The organism is Lysobacter antibioticus, assembly GCF_000731095.1.
In the GTDB taxonomy this organism is placed as follows: domain Bacteria; phylum Pseudomonadota; class Gammaproteobacteria; order Xanthomonadales; family Xanthomonadaceae; genus Lysobacter; species Lysobacter antibioticus_B.
This window is the reverse complement of sequence record NZ_JMTZ01000011.1, coordinates 18001-31670: the sequence shown is the minus strand read 5'-3', so window position 1 is coordinate 31670 and position 13670 is coordinate 18001. Positions and strand designations below refer to the sequence as shown.

Sequence of the window (13670 nt, the reverse complement as noted above, 5' to 3'; positions counted from 1 at the left end):
TACGGGCGAGCGGACGAAACGAACTTCGCCAGCCTCCGCTTCCCGCTCCGCCCTTCCCCTCCGACCCCAAGGACACCGGCCCACGGCCGGCCAGACGAGCGCAAGGCATGACCGAATTCATACCGCCCGGCACCCGCCACATCGACCTGCCGTCGCCGTTCCCGATGAAGCGCGGCGGCGCGCTGCAGGGCGCCCGCATCGCCTACGAAACCTGGGGCGAGCTCAACGCCGCCGGCGACAACGCCATCCTGATCGTCACCGGCCTGTCGCCCGACGCGCACGCGGCGGCCAATGCCGGCAATCCGGAACCGGGCTGGTGGGAAGCCATGCTCGGCCCGGGCAAGCCAATCGACAGCGACCACTGGTTCGTGATCTGCGTGAACTCGTTGGGCAGTTGCAAGGGCTCGACCGGCCCGGCTTCGGTCGACCCGGTCACCGGCGAGCTGTACCGCCTCGAATTCCCCGAGCTGTCGATCGAAGACGGCGCCGATGCGGCCGCCCATGTCGTGCGCGCGCTCGGCATCGAGCACCTGGCCTGCGTGATCGGCAATTCGATGGGCGGCATGACCGCGCTGGCCCTGCTGATCCGTCACCCGGGCCTGGCGCGCAACCACATCAATATCTCCGGCGCCGCCCGCGCCTTGCCGTTCTCGATCGCGATCCGCTCGCTGCAGCGCGAGGCGATCCGCCTGGACCCGCAATGGAACCAGGGCCGCTACGACGACGAGCATTACCCGGAGTCGGGCATGCGCATGGCGCGCAAGCTCGGCGTCATCACTTATCGCTCGGCGCTGGAATGGGACGGCCGCTTCGGCCGCGTGCGCCTGGAGTCGGACCGCGCCGACGACGAACCGTTCGGGCTCGAATTCGAAGTCGAAAGCTACCTCGAAGGCCACGCCCGCCGCTTCGTCCGCCGTTTCGACCCCAACTGCTACCTGTATCTCAGCCGCTCGATGGACTGGTTCGACCTGGGCGACTACTGCGGCCAGCCCCTCGCCGACAATGATGAACAGGTGCGGCTCGGCCTGGCCGCGATCCGGGTCGAGAAAGCCCTGGCGATCGGCGTCCAGACCGACATCCTGTTCCCCTTGCAGCAACAGCAGGAAATCGCCGAGGGCCTGCGCGCCGGCGGCGCCGATTCGCGCTTCCTGCCGCTGGAATCGCCGCAGGGGCACGACGCCTTCCTGGTCGACATCGGCCGTTTTGGGCCGGCCATCGCAGGATTCCTGGCTGAGCTGCGGGGACGCTAGGACAGACGTAGAATGGACCGCATGAACGCCACCGACGCCCTGCCCGACCTCGACTTCCCCGGCCACGACAAACTGGTCGCTGCCATCGACGACGCCGTCGCTTCCGGCGACGAACACGCCGTCACCGCCGCCTTGCGCAACACCCTGTGCAAGATGATCCGCGACCGCGACGTGCACCTGCCCGAATGCGTGTTCGATCCGATCGACGATCACTACGCCCGGCGCGAGATCTACCGCAGCCCGCAGCTCGGTTACAGCGTCGTGGCGATGACCTGGGGCCCAGGCCAGGGCACGCCGATGCACGACCACAGCGGCCTGTGGTGCGTCGAAGGCGTGTGGGACGGCGAGCTCGAAATCACCCAGTTCGAACTGCTCGAACGCAACGGCGAGAACTTCCGTTTCCGCGCCGCCGGCGGCATGCATGCCGGCCCGGGCAGCGCCGGCAGCCTGATCCCGCCGCACGAGTACCACACCATCCGCAACGCCAGTAACGACTCGGTCGCCGTGTCCCTGCACATCTACAAGGCGCCGATGGAAGCCTGCTCGATGTTCGTGCCGCGCGACGGCGAGTGGTTCCGCCGCGTCGACAAGTCGCTGGAAACCGACGAAGCGGCCTGATCCGCAGCGCGCCGTTCCACACGGCGCCGCACCACCGCATCGCCGGCAGGCCCGATGAGCGGCGCGCACACGCGTCATCGTCCCCTCGTGGCGCCGCACACAACCTGCTGATGGCCCATGCCGGCGCGCCCGGCACCGGGTAGCATTCGCGCGTTCGCTTCTTGCCTCTCTCAGCCGCCGCCCGGAGATCAGACGATGCTGACCGACCTGTTGCTCGCCGCCTCGCACCACCTGCTGATCTTCGCCCTGGTGTCGATGCTCGTCGCCGAATCCATCCTGTTGCGCGGCCCCATCGACGGCGGCGTGCTGCAACGCTTGGCCCGTCTCGACTCCGCCTATGGCGGCTGCGCCGGCCTGTTGCTGTTGATCGGCCTGGCGCGCGTGTGGTACGGCGTCAAGGGCCACGATTTCTATCTGCACAACCCCTGGTTCCACGCCAAGCTCGGCGCCTACGTCCTGGTCGGCCTGCTGTCGATCCTGCCGACCGTGCGTTTCCTGCGCTGGCGCAAGGCCTGGTCGCTCGACCCAGGCTATCTGCCGGATGCCGGCGAAGTGGCGAAGATGCGCGGCATCGTGCGCTTCGAATTGGTCCTGATCGCGGCGATCTTCGTGCTGGCCGCGGCTATGGCGCGCTACGGCGGCTTCTGAAGACCGCTACGGCCGCACCGCGACCTGCCGATCCTGATACACCTCGCAGGCGGGCCACGTCGGCCCGGCACTGCAGCCGGATCGGTATCGGCCTAGGCATCGCCGTCGATGCGCGACGAGCGGGCAAAAACAAAGGGCCTAGCCTTGCGGCTAAGCCCTTGTTTTTCATGGTGCCGGAGGTGGGACTCGAACCCACACGCTTTTAAGGGCGGCGGATTTTGAGTCCGCTGCGTCTACCGATTCCGCCACTCCGGCAGCGGCTGCGCAGTATACCCAGGCAAACGCTCCGCGTCTGCACGTCTTGATGAGGTTGGATGCCGCCAAGCCCGACACGGGTTCGATCAGGGGCGCGGAGCGCGATGGCTGCTCGGGTGGCAAGGGACCGGCTTCGCTTCGCCGTCGTCTTTCGCGTGAGTCAAACGACAACGCCCCCCTCCCCCCTTTATCAAGGGGAACAGCACAGGTCTGTTCGCGACGACGACCTCCACTGAAGCCTCCCCTTTGAAAGAAGGCGGGTGAACTTGCCTTGCTCACCAATCGCGACGCCAGACCGAGACTCAGTTCGGCTCGCCGGCATCGTCCTCGGCGCCGAACGCCGCGGTCATCGAAGCGGCCGCGGCATCGCCGGTTTCCTGCGGCTCCGCCACCGACTCCGCGCGTTCCGCCGTGCTTATCCGCGCCGCCGCCTGCCAGGCGGTCACGGTGCATCGGATGGCGGCGGCGGTTGCGAGCATGGGGATCAGTTTTCTGAATGAGTTCGACGACAGCCCAGGCATCGCCGGGTGTGGCCACGACGGCCGGACGCGGGCCGCGACAACAGACCGCCACAAGGGCATTGCGGCTCCAAGCCGCGTTCCCAGCGCCACAGACGCCAGAATGAATACATCATCATCGTGAAGCCGGCGCATACGCTGCCGAGCTGCAACGATCGTGCGATCGGTGCGAACGCCGCACCGGCGGGCGTATCGCCCAGTTCCAGCAGTACCGTACCGGCCGCGATGCCGCCGGCGGCGATCACCAAGGCCGGCGCGAACAACTGCAGCAACATCCTGGCACCACGATTCATCGACACGTCTCCCCTTCTGCGCCAGCTAGCAGAACGTGGAGCGGTCTCAGTCGATGAGACGATGGCCAGAATATGGCCAGGCCCGCCCCGACGCCCCTGCCATTCGTCGTGGCGGCGCTGCGACGCTTGCCGCTTGCGCGTCGAGGCCGACCGTGAGCAATGCGGCGGCGCGGGCACGGCTAGAATGGCGCGATGTGTCTGATCGCCCTCGCCTGGCAACACCATCCCCGCTATCGCCTGGCCTTGATCGCCAATCGCGACGAGGCCCATCAACGCCCGACCGCGGCCGCGGGGCCCGACCCCGACAGTCCCGAGGTCTACGGCGGCCGCGACCTGCTCCAGGGCGGCAGTTGGCTGATGGCGTCGAGCGCGGGCCGCTTCGCTGCGGTCACCAACGTGCGCGCCGGGCTCAATCCCGAGGCCGCACCGCGATCGCGCGGCGGACTGGTGCGCGAGTTCGTGCGCGACCGCATCGGCGCCGCCGATTATCTCGAAGCATTGCGTCCCGACGCGGCCGAGTTCGGCCGTTTCAATCTGCTGCTATGGGACGGCGAGGCCTTGATGTTCGCCAGCAATCATCCGCATTTCGTCGCCGGGCCGGTCGCGCCCGGCGTGCATGCGATGTCGAACGGCGCCTTCGACGCGCCGTGGCCGAAGAGCACTCACGCCACGCGCGCCTTGTCGTCGTGGCTGGACTCGTCGGCATCGACCGTGCCGCAATCGGGCACCGACCAATTGGAAATGCTGTTGTCGGCGCTCGCCGACTCCACGCCCGCGCCCGACGAGGCCCTGCCCGATACCGGCGTGGGGCTAGAACTCGAACGCATGCTGTCGCCGCCGTTCGTGCTCGGCGAGCGCTACGGCACGCGTTGCAGCACGGTGGTGTTGATCGATGCCGATTCGATCGCCTTCGTCGAGCGTCGCTTCGGCCCGAACGGCGCGGCCGGCGGCGAATCGGCGACGCTGCTGCCCTTGTCGCCGCGCAGCTGAGTTGCTCGCGCGCACTGACCAAACGCGCAATGAGAAGACCCGGGCCTTCGAGATTTCCTCGGGTGTCCGGGCCTTCCGTATCGGAGCGATTGCATCGGACTTTCGTCCGTTGGTTGTTCTCCGATAGGCGTAAGGTACTGCCGCCGGCGTTACCTGCCGATCAAATTTTCGTAAGCGAAATCTGACGCGCACCTGTTCAGGACGCTCGGCGGCGCGTTCAGCAGTCGGGACGAATAGCTAGGAACCAGGAGTGAGAGAGATCGCCCGCAGCCTGGGCACCTACTCATTCCTCGCTCCTGACCACTCGCTCCTCGCCTGACTCACTTCGACCACGGCCACCAACCGCGGCCGGTCTGGGCGTAGCGATCGGCGGCGCGCTCGAACGGATTGCGCACGCTGACGCCGCCGCACAGCAGATACAGCGGCACGAACAACAACCCCAGCACCATGTATTGATAGACATGGGCACGCTCGTGATCGGCGAGCAGGATCGGCGGCTCGTCGCCATGGCCGGCGTCGTGGGCATAGGTGAAGCACGGCGAATCCAGGCTGTCGCCGGTGTGCAGGATGACGTTGCCCAGGGTGATCGCCCCGCCCGGCCCCCACGGCCAATGCTGGAACACCAGGGCCAGATCGCTGCGGCGCAAACGCAGGCGCGCGCCGAACGGCATGCCGACGACGCCGGCGAGCAGACCCAGCGCCGTGATCGGCGAGGTCCAGAGCATGCCGAGCGTCCTGCCGGCGATTCGCAACAGGCCAGCCAGTCAGCAGCCCTCTTCCGACATCAACAGCCAAAGGATCAGGTACACCAACGCGACCGGCAGCAGGAAGGTGGCCAGGGCCAGGACGACGAAAGCGCCGCGCACCAGCACCGGATTCCAATGCATCCGCAAGGCGATGCCACCGCAGACGCCTGCGATCATGCGATCGTGGCGCGAGCGGCAGAACGTTCGCGTGGTACTGCTCATCCGGGCGTGCTCCGGGTTCCTGCGGGCCCGGAATCAGTCTAGCGCGTCAGGGTGATGGCGTCGTCGCCGGCTTGGCGCGCAGCTGAACGAGGCGAGCCTTGAGCCAGGCGGCCGAGGCGACCGGCGGCGCGCCGCCGCAGCGGACCCGGTAGGCCTGGCCGCTGAGGCTGCTTTCGCTGGCCGCGCGCTCGATGAACTGCTCGGCGGTATCGGCCAGGTCGCGCTTGCGCAGGTAGGCCAGCTTCTTGCGCAGATGCGCCTGCGCCGCCTTGGCGTCGTGCCAGCTGCCGTTGCGTTCGAACTGGCAGGCGGAGCTGCCGAGCGCCTGGATCAGCTGCTCGATCTCGCGCTCGGCCTGGGCCGATGGCGCGGCCTGGGCGGCGCCCAGGCCGGCAAGCAAGGCGACCGTGGCCAGGGCGCGGATCAAGGGAATGCGGAAGCGGGTGCGGGCGATGTCCATGCGGCGCATTAGATCGTACGCAACCAGGCGCCGACCACCTCGGTCCAGATTTCGTAGCCGCCGCGGTTCATGTGCAGGGCGTCCTCGAGGAACAGCTCGGGACGCGGCGCACCGGAGGCCTGCATCATCGGCGTATAGACGTCCAGATAATCCACGCCCTTGGCTTGTTGCGCATAAGCGCGGACCAGGGCGTTCGCTTCGCGCACCTGCGGCAGCAAGGCCGCGCGCGAGGGGCTGGGCTTGATCGAGATGAAACCGAACCGCGCCTGCGGCGCGGCGGCACGCACGCGCTCGACGAAAGCGGCGAAGTCGTCGCGCACCTGCGTCGGCGTGCGGCCTTCCGACAAGTCGTTGTCGCCGGCATAGAACACGACCGCGCGCGGCTGATACGGGGTGACGATGCGGTCGGCGTAGTAGAGCGAATCGTAGACGCGCGAACCGCCGAAGCCGCGGTTGATGATGGCCACGCCGGGGAAATCCGTATCCAGGCTTTGCCAGTAACGGATCGACGAACTGCCGACGAAGACGATGCTGCCGGGTCGGCGGCGGACCACCGCGTCCTCGCGCTCGAAGGCCTGGATGTTGATTTCCCAGCGGCTGGAATCGGTGGCGGCTGCAGCGGCAGCCGGGGCCGCTGCGGCCGTCGTTGCAGCCTGGGGTGTCGGCGCGGTGCTGGCGCAGGCGCAAAGCAGGGCCAGCAGCAAGGGAAGCAGGATGCGGCTCATGAGCGTTCTCTGACTGACAAGTTGCCGAGACTAAACGTCCCAGCGGGGCAATGCATCCTGGGGGCTATGCGCAGGCCTCGCTGGCCCTCACCCCGGCCCTCTCCCGCCAGCGGGAGAGGGAGCGGTTCGGGGCCTGCTTCGGATATGCGAGAAGAATCGGATACGCCAGAGAAAACAGTTGGCAGGCTACATCGTGTGCAGCGAGGACGCCGGGCGCAGCGTATTCAGCGCGAGCGCTGCGCCAGCCAGTCGTGGATCGCCTGGGGCACTTCGCGCTGGGCGCGGCCGGACACGTAGATGCCGATGTGGCCGCCGCGGAACGACAGTTCCGAGTAGTCCTCGGTACCGACCAACTTGGCCAGCGCCCGCGACGCGGCCGGCGGCACCAGGTGATCCTGCTCGGCGAAGATGTTCAGCACCGGCATGCCGATGTAGGCCAGGTCGACCGCACGGCCGCCGATGTCGATGCCGCCGTTGACGAAGCCGTTGCCCTGGTAGAACTGCTTGATGAATTGACGGAAGGCTTCGCCGGCCTGGTCGGGCGAGTCGAAGATCCACTTCTCCATGCGCAGGAAGTCCTCGAGCGCGCGCTTGTCGTCGAGGATGTCGATCAGGCCGACGTACTTCTGCACGAACAAACGCCACGGCTTCAAGGTGAGGTAGCACCAGTTCATGACGTCGGCCGGGACGTTGCCCAGCGTGTCGACGAACTGGTCGATGTCCAGGCCGCGGGTCCAGTTCGACAGCATGTTGTCGTCGGTATGGAAATCCACCGGCGTGACCATGGTGATCAGGTTGCGCACCTTGCCCGGGTTCAAGGCCGAATAGCACAGCGAGAACGCGCCGCCCTGGCAGATGCCGAGCAGGTTGATCGCGTCCATGCGGTACTCGCGGCGCAGGTGGTCGACCGCGCCGCCGAGGAAACGCTGGATGTAGTCCTCGAGTTCGAGATAGCGGTCGGAGCGGTCCGGATAACCCCAGTCGAGGATGTAGACGTCTTCGCCGCGTTCGAGCAGACCGCGCACGATCGACTTGTCGGCCTGCAGATCGACCATGTAGGGGCGATTGACCAGGGCGTAGGCGATCAGCAGCGGTACTTTCGCAGTCGGCGCCTTGTCGCCGCGGAAGCGATACAACACGACCTTGCCGTCGCGCCAGACTTCCTCGCGCTCGGTCGCGCCGTAGTCGATGTTGCCGACCTGGTGCAGCGAGTCCAGGCCGGCGCGCAATTTGTTCTGCGCCTGCATCGCTTCCTGGGCCAGGGATTCGGCGCTGAAATTGATCGGTGAGGTCATGTCAGCGCGCCTTCTTCGTGGTCTTGGCCGGCTTCACCGCGGCGGCGGCGCTGGGCCGGGTCGGCGGTTGCGGACGGGCGATCGCGGTCTTCTTCGCCGGCTTGGGCTTGCCCGGCGACACATCGCCCGACTTGCTGGCGGCGGCCGCCGTGGCCTGGGCCGGGCGCGGCTTGACGGTTTTCTTCGCCCCCGGCTTGGCCGACTTTGCCGCTGATTTTGCCGCGGCCTTCGCAGCCGGCTGGGCCGGCGCGGGCGGCGCTTCCGCGGCCCGGCGCGGCGCCTCGTTCGCGCTGGCGGACCGCGCCTGCTGCACTTCATCGCGCAGGCGCCGCAGTTCGCGTTCGAGTTGCGCGATCTTGCGGTGCGCAGCGTCGATCTCGGTGCGGGTCGGGATGCCGAAGCCGCCGCTGGCCTGTTCGACTTCCTTCTGCACGCCGGCGCGCAGGCGCATCTGCGAATTCACCAGGGCCGCATACGCGTCGCGGAAACGCGGCGACAAGGCGATCTGGGCATAGGCTTCCTCGGCCGCATCGATCCACAGATCGAACAGCGCGCGTGCGCTGGAGAGCTGACGACCCGGCTCGCTGCGCTCGGCCAGCTTGTCCTCGAAACGCGAGAACGCATCCTGGCCGGCTTCGGTCATCAAGGCGTTGTAGGCCTGGCTTTGCTTCTGGTAATCGACATGCGCCTGAGCCAGCGCCTGCAGACGCTCCTGATGCTCGCGCGCGAAACCGAAGGCAGGCAGGCCGAGGATCGATGGGCCCTGGCCTTGCAGGCGCTCCAGAAACGGCGCGACCTGCTCGACCCAACGCGACAGATCCTGCTGGCCCGGGCCGCGCATCGCCCCGAACACGTCGGCGAAGGGATTGGCGGCATTGCCGCCGAGCGCGCGTTTCCAGGCCCCGGCGATGTCGCCGGCCGAGGCGTCGCTGCCGGCGAACTGCGCCGCCAACTTCTGGATTTCGCCGAACCAGCCGCGCGCCTGGCTGTTGAAGCGGTCCAGGGTTTCGTCGGCTTGCGGGCTCGCGCCCTTGGCCAGTTGCGACCACCAGTTCACGGCCTCGTTCCAACCCGGAACCGACGGCTGCGAGGGCTGCGCGCCGGCACCGCGCATCATCTGCCCCCATGCGCTCCAGTACTGTCGCGCCAATGCATCCAGATCGGGGCCGGCGCCGAAATCGCCGGGATTAGTCGAGCCGAAACCGAAATTCGCCATCGCCGCCTCCATGATTTGATCCGATCATAGCAACGGCCTGTTGCCGCGCGCTGTGTCGGCAGCACCGCCGCGCGATGAGGGCCGATCGATGCGCCGATGCTGTGCCGACCGCCGCGATGCGCAAACTGCGCGCGGCTACGCGGTCGGCCCGGGCTTGGGTATGCTTGCGGCACATTCAGGCAAGGAGCCACTCGTGGCCATTGGCGAGTATTCGCAGATCTACCGCGGCAAGCGCATCGTGAACTTCAGCATGGGCGAGACGCCCGCCGGCGGCGACGTCGTCTACCGCCTGCATCAGGACTACGACAGCGCCGAAAGCCAAGGCGATCTGCTCGGCAGTCTGCTGTCGCAGGTCGACCCGGGCACGCTCGATGCGCTGGTCGTCGGCCCCTGGAGCGAAGCCCACGACGAAAGCCCGTCGGGCTATCTCGACCTGCTGATCGAACGCCGCGCCGAACTGCCTGCGCTCAAGGGGCTGTTCGTCGGCGACATGACGTACGAAGACTGCGAGATCTCCTGGATCATCCAGACCTCGTACAACGCCCTGCTCGCCGCCTATCCGGCGCTGGAATCCCTGCGCATCCGAGGCTCCAGCGGTCTGGAACTGCAGGCCTTCGAGCATGAGCACCTGCAGGAACTGGCGATCGAATGCGGCGGCCTGCCGTCGAAGATCGTCGACGCCCTCGCCGGCTCCAAGCTGCCCGCACTGCACCACCTCGAACTGTGGCTCGGCGACGACAACTACGGCTACGACGGCGACCTGACGACCTATCAGCGCCTGTTCACCGCGATCCAGCCCGAGCGCCTGCGTTACCTGGGCTTGCGCAACGCCAGCATCAGCGACGAACTCGCCGTATGGCTGGCCGCGCAGCCCTGGCTGGGCGGCTTGCAGACCCTCGACCTGTCGCTGGGCACCATCGGCGACGTCGGTGCGCAGGCCCTGTTCGAAAGCCCGAACCTCGGCGGCATCGAACGCATCAACCTGAGCCACCACTACATCTCGCCGGAATGGCAGCAGAAACTCGCCAGCCTGCCCTGCGAAGTGCTGCTCGACGAGCATGAAGACGAGGACGACGGCGAGCGCTACGTCGCAGTCGCCGAGTAAGACGTGGCCGCCCCCCCCTGGCTGCTGTTCGGCCCGCGCGCCAGCCGCCGGGTCCAGGGATTGCAGCAGGCCTTGCGCGAGCGCGGCCTGCCTGCGGCCGAAGTCGTCGACTACCAGACCCTGCTGAGCGCGCCGGAACGCGCCGCCGAGGCGATCGGCGGCCATCGCGGCGCGATGGTCAAGCTGGAATCGCCCGGCGAAGCGCCGGCCCTGCACGCCGCCCTGATCGAACGCGGCTGGCATCGGCTCGGCGCGCCGGGCCCGGTACCGCAGCCGCTCGAACATGGCGAACTCGCCTACCAGCACCACTGGTACGCCGGCTTCGCCGATCTGCTGCGCTCGCTGCCGGCCGAGGCCGCCTACCTCAACCCACCCGACGACATCGCCTGCATGAGCGACAAGCTGGCCTGCCAGCAGCGCTTGATCGCGGCCGGGATCGAGGTGCCGCCGCTGCTCGGCCCGATCGACGGCTACGAAGACCTGCGCGAACGTTTGCGCGATACCGGCTGCGACCAGGCCTTCGTCAAGGCGCGCTACGGATCCTCGGGCGCCGGCGTGTTGGCGTATCGGCGCAACCGCGCCGGCCGCGAGATCGCCTACGGCTCGGCCGAACTGGTCGAAAGCGGCGGGCAAGTCCGCGTGTTCAATTCGCTGCGCCCGCGCCGCTACACCGCCGCCCGCGACATCGCCCGCCTTGTCGACCTCCTCGCCGCACAAGGCGCATACGCCGAGCGCTGGATACCGAAGCCGCGCGCGCCCGATGCCCTCGGCGGACACTACGACCTGCGCGTAGTCGCCCTCGACGGCCAGGCGCGGCAACGCGTCGCCCGGGTCAGCCGAAGGCCGTTAACCAATCTGCACTTGGGCAACCGCCGCGGCGCGCTGGAGGCCTGGCTCGATGCGGGTTCGATGCAGGCGCTGGAAACCGCGAGCGAACACGCCGCCCAGGTATTCCCGCGCAGCCGCATGATCGGCTTCGACCTGATCCTGCGCGGCCGCCGCAGTTGGCTGCTCGAAGCCAATGCCTTCGGCGACCTGCTGCCGAACTTGCTGTGGCAGGGCCGCGGCACCTACGACGATCAGGCGGCGCTGACGCCCTCGCCGCACACCACGACCGGCCCGCAACGAAGCCCCGCCCATGCCTGATGCCCTGCCCGACATGCGCGCCATCGTCGGCGATCACGACCTGGTCCTGATCACCCTCGACACCTTGCGCTACGACGCCGCCCAAGCCTGCTTCGAGCGCGGCGAACTGCCGGTGATAGGCCCGCATTTGCCTCCGGGCGGGTGGGAGCGCCGGCACACGCCGGGCAGCTTCACCTATGCCGCGCACGCGGCGTTCTTCGCCGGCTTCCTGCCGACCCCGGCCTCGCCCGGCCCGCATCCGCGCTTGTTCGCGCTCGACTTCGAAGGCAGCGAAACCACCGCCGCCCACACCTACGTGTTCCGCGACCGCGCCGACATCGTCTCCGGCCTGCACGACGCCGGCTATCGCACGATCTGCGTCGGCGGGGTCGGCTTCTTCAACAAGCGCAACCCGCTCGGTTCGCAATTGCCCGGCTTGTTCGACGAGAGCTATTGGGAGCCGGGTTTCGGCGTCACCGCGGCGGACTCCACCCAGCGCCAGGTCGCGCTGGCCTGCGCACGCCTGCGCAGCGAGGAGCTGCGCGATACCCGCTGCTTCGTCTTCATCAACGTCTCCGCCCTGCACCAGCCCAATCGCCATTACCTCGCCGGCGCCGAGCACGACGGCTACGACAGCCATTGCGCCGCCCTGCGCTACGTCGACGCCGCGCTCGCGCCCTTGTTCGCCGCCTTGCGCGAACGCGGACGCGCCTTCGTCATCGCCTGCTCCGACCACGGCACCGCCTACGGCGAGGACGGCTACCACGGCCATCGCCTCGCCCACGAAGTGGTGATGACCGTGCCTTACGCGCATTTCATACTCACGCCATGACCGCTCCCCTTGCTTCGCCCGGCCTCGCCGACCTGCTCAACTTGCCGCCCTACCAGGCGTACTCGTATTCCTACCCGCACAAGACCGCCTATCGCCCGATCGAGCCGGCGCAGCCCTTGTCGCAGTTGTGGGCCGGCGAACGCCGCGATGCCTTGTTCCTGTACCTGCACATCCCGTTCTGCTCCTACCGCTGCGGCTTCTGCAATCTGTTCGCGCTGGCGCGGCCGGAACCGGCCAAGGTCGACGCCTATCTCGACCAGATGGAGCGGCAGCTGCAGGCCACCGCGCAGGCGCTCGGCGATCACCGTTTCGTGCGTTTCGCGCTCGGCGGCGGCACCCCGACTTACCTCGACGTCGACCAGTTGCGCAGAGTGTTCGCTATGGTCGAACGCCACGCCTCGATCGACTTGAAGACCACGCCGGCCGGCATTGAGGTGTCGCCGGAAACCGTCGATGCCGACAAGCTGCGGGTCTGCCGCGAAGCCGGCATCGACCGGGTCAGCATGGGCATCCAGAGCTTCAGCGACGCCGAGGTGCGCTCGCTGGTGCGGCCGCAGCAGCGCGAGGTGGTCGAGCGCGCGATCGCGACTATCCGCGAGCAGGCCTTCCCGATCCTCAACCTAGACCTGATCTACGGCATCGCCGGGCAGACGGTGACGAGCTTTCTCGCCTCGATCGACAGTGCCCTGGCGCATCAGCCCGAGGAGATCTATCTGTATCCGCTGTACGTGCGGCCGCTGACCGGTCTGGGCCGGATCGAGGCCAAGGCCGGCGCCAAGCCCGGATTCGCCCTGCAGCCCGAACCGCTGGACACGCGCCTGGCGCTGTACGAGGCCGGCCGCGACCATCTGCTCGCGGCCGGTTACACCCAGGTCTCGATGCGCATGTTCCGCGCCCCGCATTCGCCCGACATCGCCGCGCCGGTCTACTGCTGCCAGAGCGACGGCATGGTCGGGGTCGGCTGCGGTGCGCGCTCCTACACCGGCACCCTGCATTACTCCAGCGAGTATGGCGTGGCCCGGCGCAGCGTCGCCGAGATCCTCGACCACTACCTGGCCCGCGACCCGGCCTCGTTCGCCTACGCCGACTACGGTATCGAGCTCGACGAGGACGAACGCCGGCGCCGCCACGTCATCCAGTCCCTGCTGATCCGCCCGGGCCTGGACCGCGACGACTACCGCCGCCGTTTCGGCGCAGATTGTCTCGACGACCTGCCGCAGCTGCGCGACCTGCTCGATCTCGACCTCGCCCACGGCGACGGGGCGATGCTTGCCCTGACCGACGCCGGCCTCGCCCGCGCCGACACCATCGGCCCCTGGCTGACGTCGGCGCGCATCGCCGAGCGCATGCACGACTATCGCCTCGGCTGAGC

At 68.0% G+C, this 13670-nt stretch carries 16 protein-coding genes and 1 tRNA gene; 8 read left to right on the top strand and 9 right to left on the bottom strand.

Features of this window, described 5'->3' with window-relative positions:
• Positions 1–107 precede the first annotated feature (107 nt).
• The 3 genes from metX (at position 108) to EX88_RS0104045 (ending at position 2516) form a co-directional block, all read left to right on the top strand.
• Positions 108–1250, top strand: a complete 1143-nt coding sequence (metX, locus tag EX88_RS0104055; protein WP_031370723.1) for a homoserine O-acetyltransferase MetX — start codon at positions 108–110, stop codon at positions 1248–1250.
• A gap of 21 nt (positions 1251–1271) precedes the next feature.
• Positions 1272–1868, top strand: coding sequence for a cysteine dioxygenase family protein (locus tag EX88_RS0104050; protein ID WP_031370722.1), 597 nt, complete (start codon positions 1272–1274; stop codon positions 1866–1868).
• 195 nt (positions 1869–2063) lie between these two features.
• The gene (locus EX88_RS0104045) at positions 2064–2516 is read left to right on the top strand and encodes a DUF2214 family protein (protein WP_031370721.1); all 453 of its coding nucleotides are present in this window, start codon (positions 2064–2066) and stop codon (positions 2514–2516) included.
• Between the two features lie 168 nt (positions 2517–2684).
• Here the strand turns inward: EX88_RS0104045 and EX88_RS0104040 are convergent.
• From EX88_RS0104040 to EX88_RS0104030, 3 genes are all read right to left on the bottom strand, one after another.
• Positions 2685–2771, bottom strand: a tRNA-Leu gene (locus EX88_RS0104040).
• Between the two features lie 302 nt (positions 2772–3073).
• The gene (locus EX88_RS26460) at positions 3074–3250 is read right to left on the bottom strand and encodes a hypothetical protein (protein ID WP_161786076.1); all 177 of its coding nucleotides are present in this window, start codon (positions 3248–3250) and stop codon (positions 3074–3076) included.
• Between the two features lie 5 nt (positions 3251–3255).
• Positions 3256–3582 carry a hypothetical protein gene (locus EX88_RS0104030; protein ID WP_152566087.1) on the bottom strand — a complete coding sequence of 109 codons (327 nt, stop codon included), beginning with the start codon at positions 3580–3582 and terminating at the stop codon, positions 3256–3258.
• A 192-nt stretch (positions 3583–3774) separates the two neighbouring features.
• Between EX88_RS0104030 and EX88_RS0104025 the strand changes: the two genes are divergently transcribed.
• On the top strand, positions 3775–4572 hold the full coding sequence (locus EX88_RS0104025; RefSeq protein WP_031370719.1) for an NRDE family protein: 798 nt from the start codon (positions 3775–3777) through the stop codon (positions 4570–4572).
• 320 nt (positions 4573–4892) lie between these two features.
• Here EX88_RS0104025 and EX88_RS0104020 read toward each other — a convergent pair whose 3' ends face one another.
• The 6 genes from EX88_RS0104020 to phaE form a co-directional block, all read right to left on the bottom strand.
• Complete coding sequence (locus EX88_RS0104020; protein WP_031370718.1) at positions 4893–5297, bottom strand: hypothetical protein; 405 nt, start codon at positions 5295–5297, stop codon at positions 4893–4895.
• A 39-nt stretch (positions 5298–5336) separates the two neighbouring features.
• Positions 5337–5540 (bottom strand): PspC domain-containing protein, encoded by a 204-nt coding sequence (locus EX88_RS0104015; protein ID WP_031370717.1) that lies wholly within the window; start codon positions 5538–5540, stop codon positions 5337–5339.
• A gap of 46 nt (positions 5541–5586) precedes the next feature.
• Positions 5587–6000 (bottom strand): DUF5329 domain-containing protein, encoded by a 414-nt coding sequence (locus tag EX88_RS0104010; protein ID WP_051884479.1) that lies wholly within the window; start codon positions 5998–6000, stop codon positions 5587–5589.
• Positions 6001–6008: 8 nt separating this feature from the next.
• Complete coding sequence (locus EX88_RS0104005) at positions 6009–6725, bottom strand: SGNH/GDSL hydrolase family protein (RefSeq protein WP_031370715.1); 717 nt, start codon at positions 6723–6725, stop codon at positions 6009–6011.
• Positions 6726–6949: 224 nt separating this feature from the next.
• Positions 6950–8020, bottom strand: coding sequence for a class III poly(R)-hydroxyalkanoic acid synthase subunit PhaC (locus EX88_RS0104000; protein ID WP_031370714.1), 1071 nt, complete (start codon positions 8018–8020; stop codon positions 6950–6952).
• A gap of 1 nt (position 8021) precedes the next feature.
• The gene (phaE, locus tag EX88_RS0103995; protein ID WP_031370713.1) at positions 8022–9236 is read right to left on the bottom strand and encodes a class III poly(R)-hydroxyalkanoic acid synthase subunit PhaE; all 1215 of its coding nucleotides are present in this window, start codon (positions 9234–9236) and stop codon (positions 8022–8024) included.
• A gap of 193 nt (positions 9237–9429) precedes the next feature.
• Here phaE and EX88_RS0103990 point away from each other — a divergent pair, with 193 nt between their 5' ends.
• Genes EX88_RS0103990 through EX88_RS0103975 form a run of 4 tightly spaced genes read left to right on the top strand, consistent with a single transcriptional unit; the run spans position 9430 to position 13668 of the window.
• Positions 9430–10341 (top strand): STM4015 family protein, encoded by a 912-nt coding sequence (locus EX88_RS0103990; protein ID WP_031370712.1) that lies wholly within the window; start codon positions 9430–9432, stop codon positions 10339–10341.
• Between the two features lie 24 nt (positions 10342–10365).
• Positions 10366–11487, top strand: coding sequence for an STM4014 family protein (locus EX88_RS0103985; RefSeq protein WP_031370711.1), 1122 nt, complete (start codon positions 10366–10368; stop codon positions 11485–11487).
• Entirely contained in the window at positions 11480–12298 is an 819-nt protein-coding gene (locus EX88_RS0103980) for an STM4013/SEN3800 family hydrolase (RefSeq protein WP_031370710.1), read from the top strand. Before EX88_RS0103985 ends, EX88_RS0103980 begins: the two co-directional genes overlap by 8 nt.
• Positions 12295–13668 carry an STM4012 family radical SAM protein gene (locus EX88_RS0103975; protein WP_031370709.1) on the top strand — a complete coding sequence of 458 codons (1374 nt, stop codon included), beginning with the start codon at positions 12295–12297 and terminating at the stop codon, positions 13666–13668. The genes EX88_RS0103980 and EX88_RS0103975 overlap by 4 nt, the downstream gene beginning before the upstream one ends.
• The last annotated feature ends 2 nt before the right edge of the window (positions 13669–13670 follow it).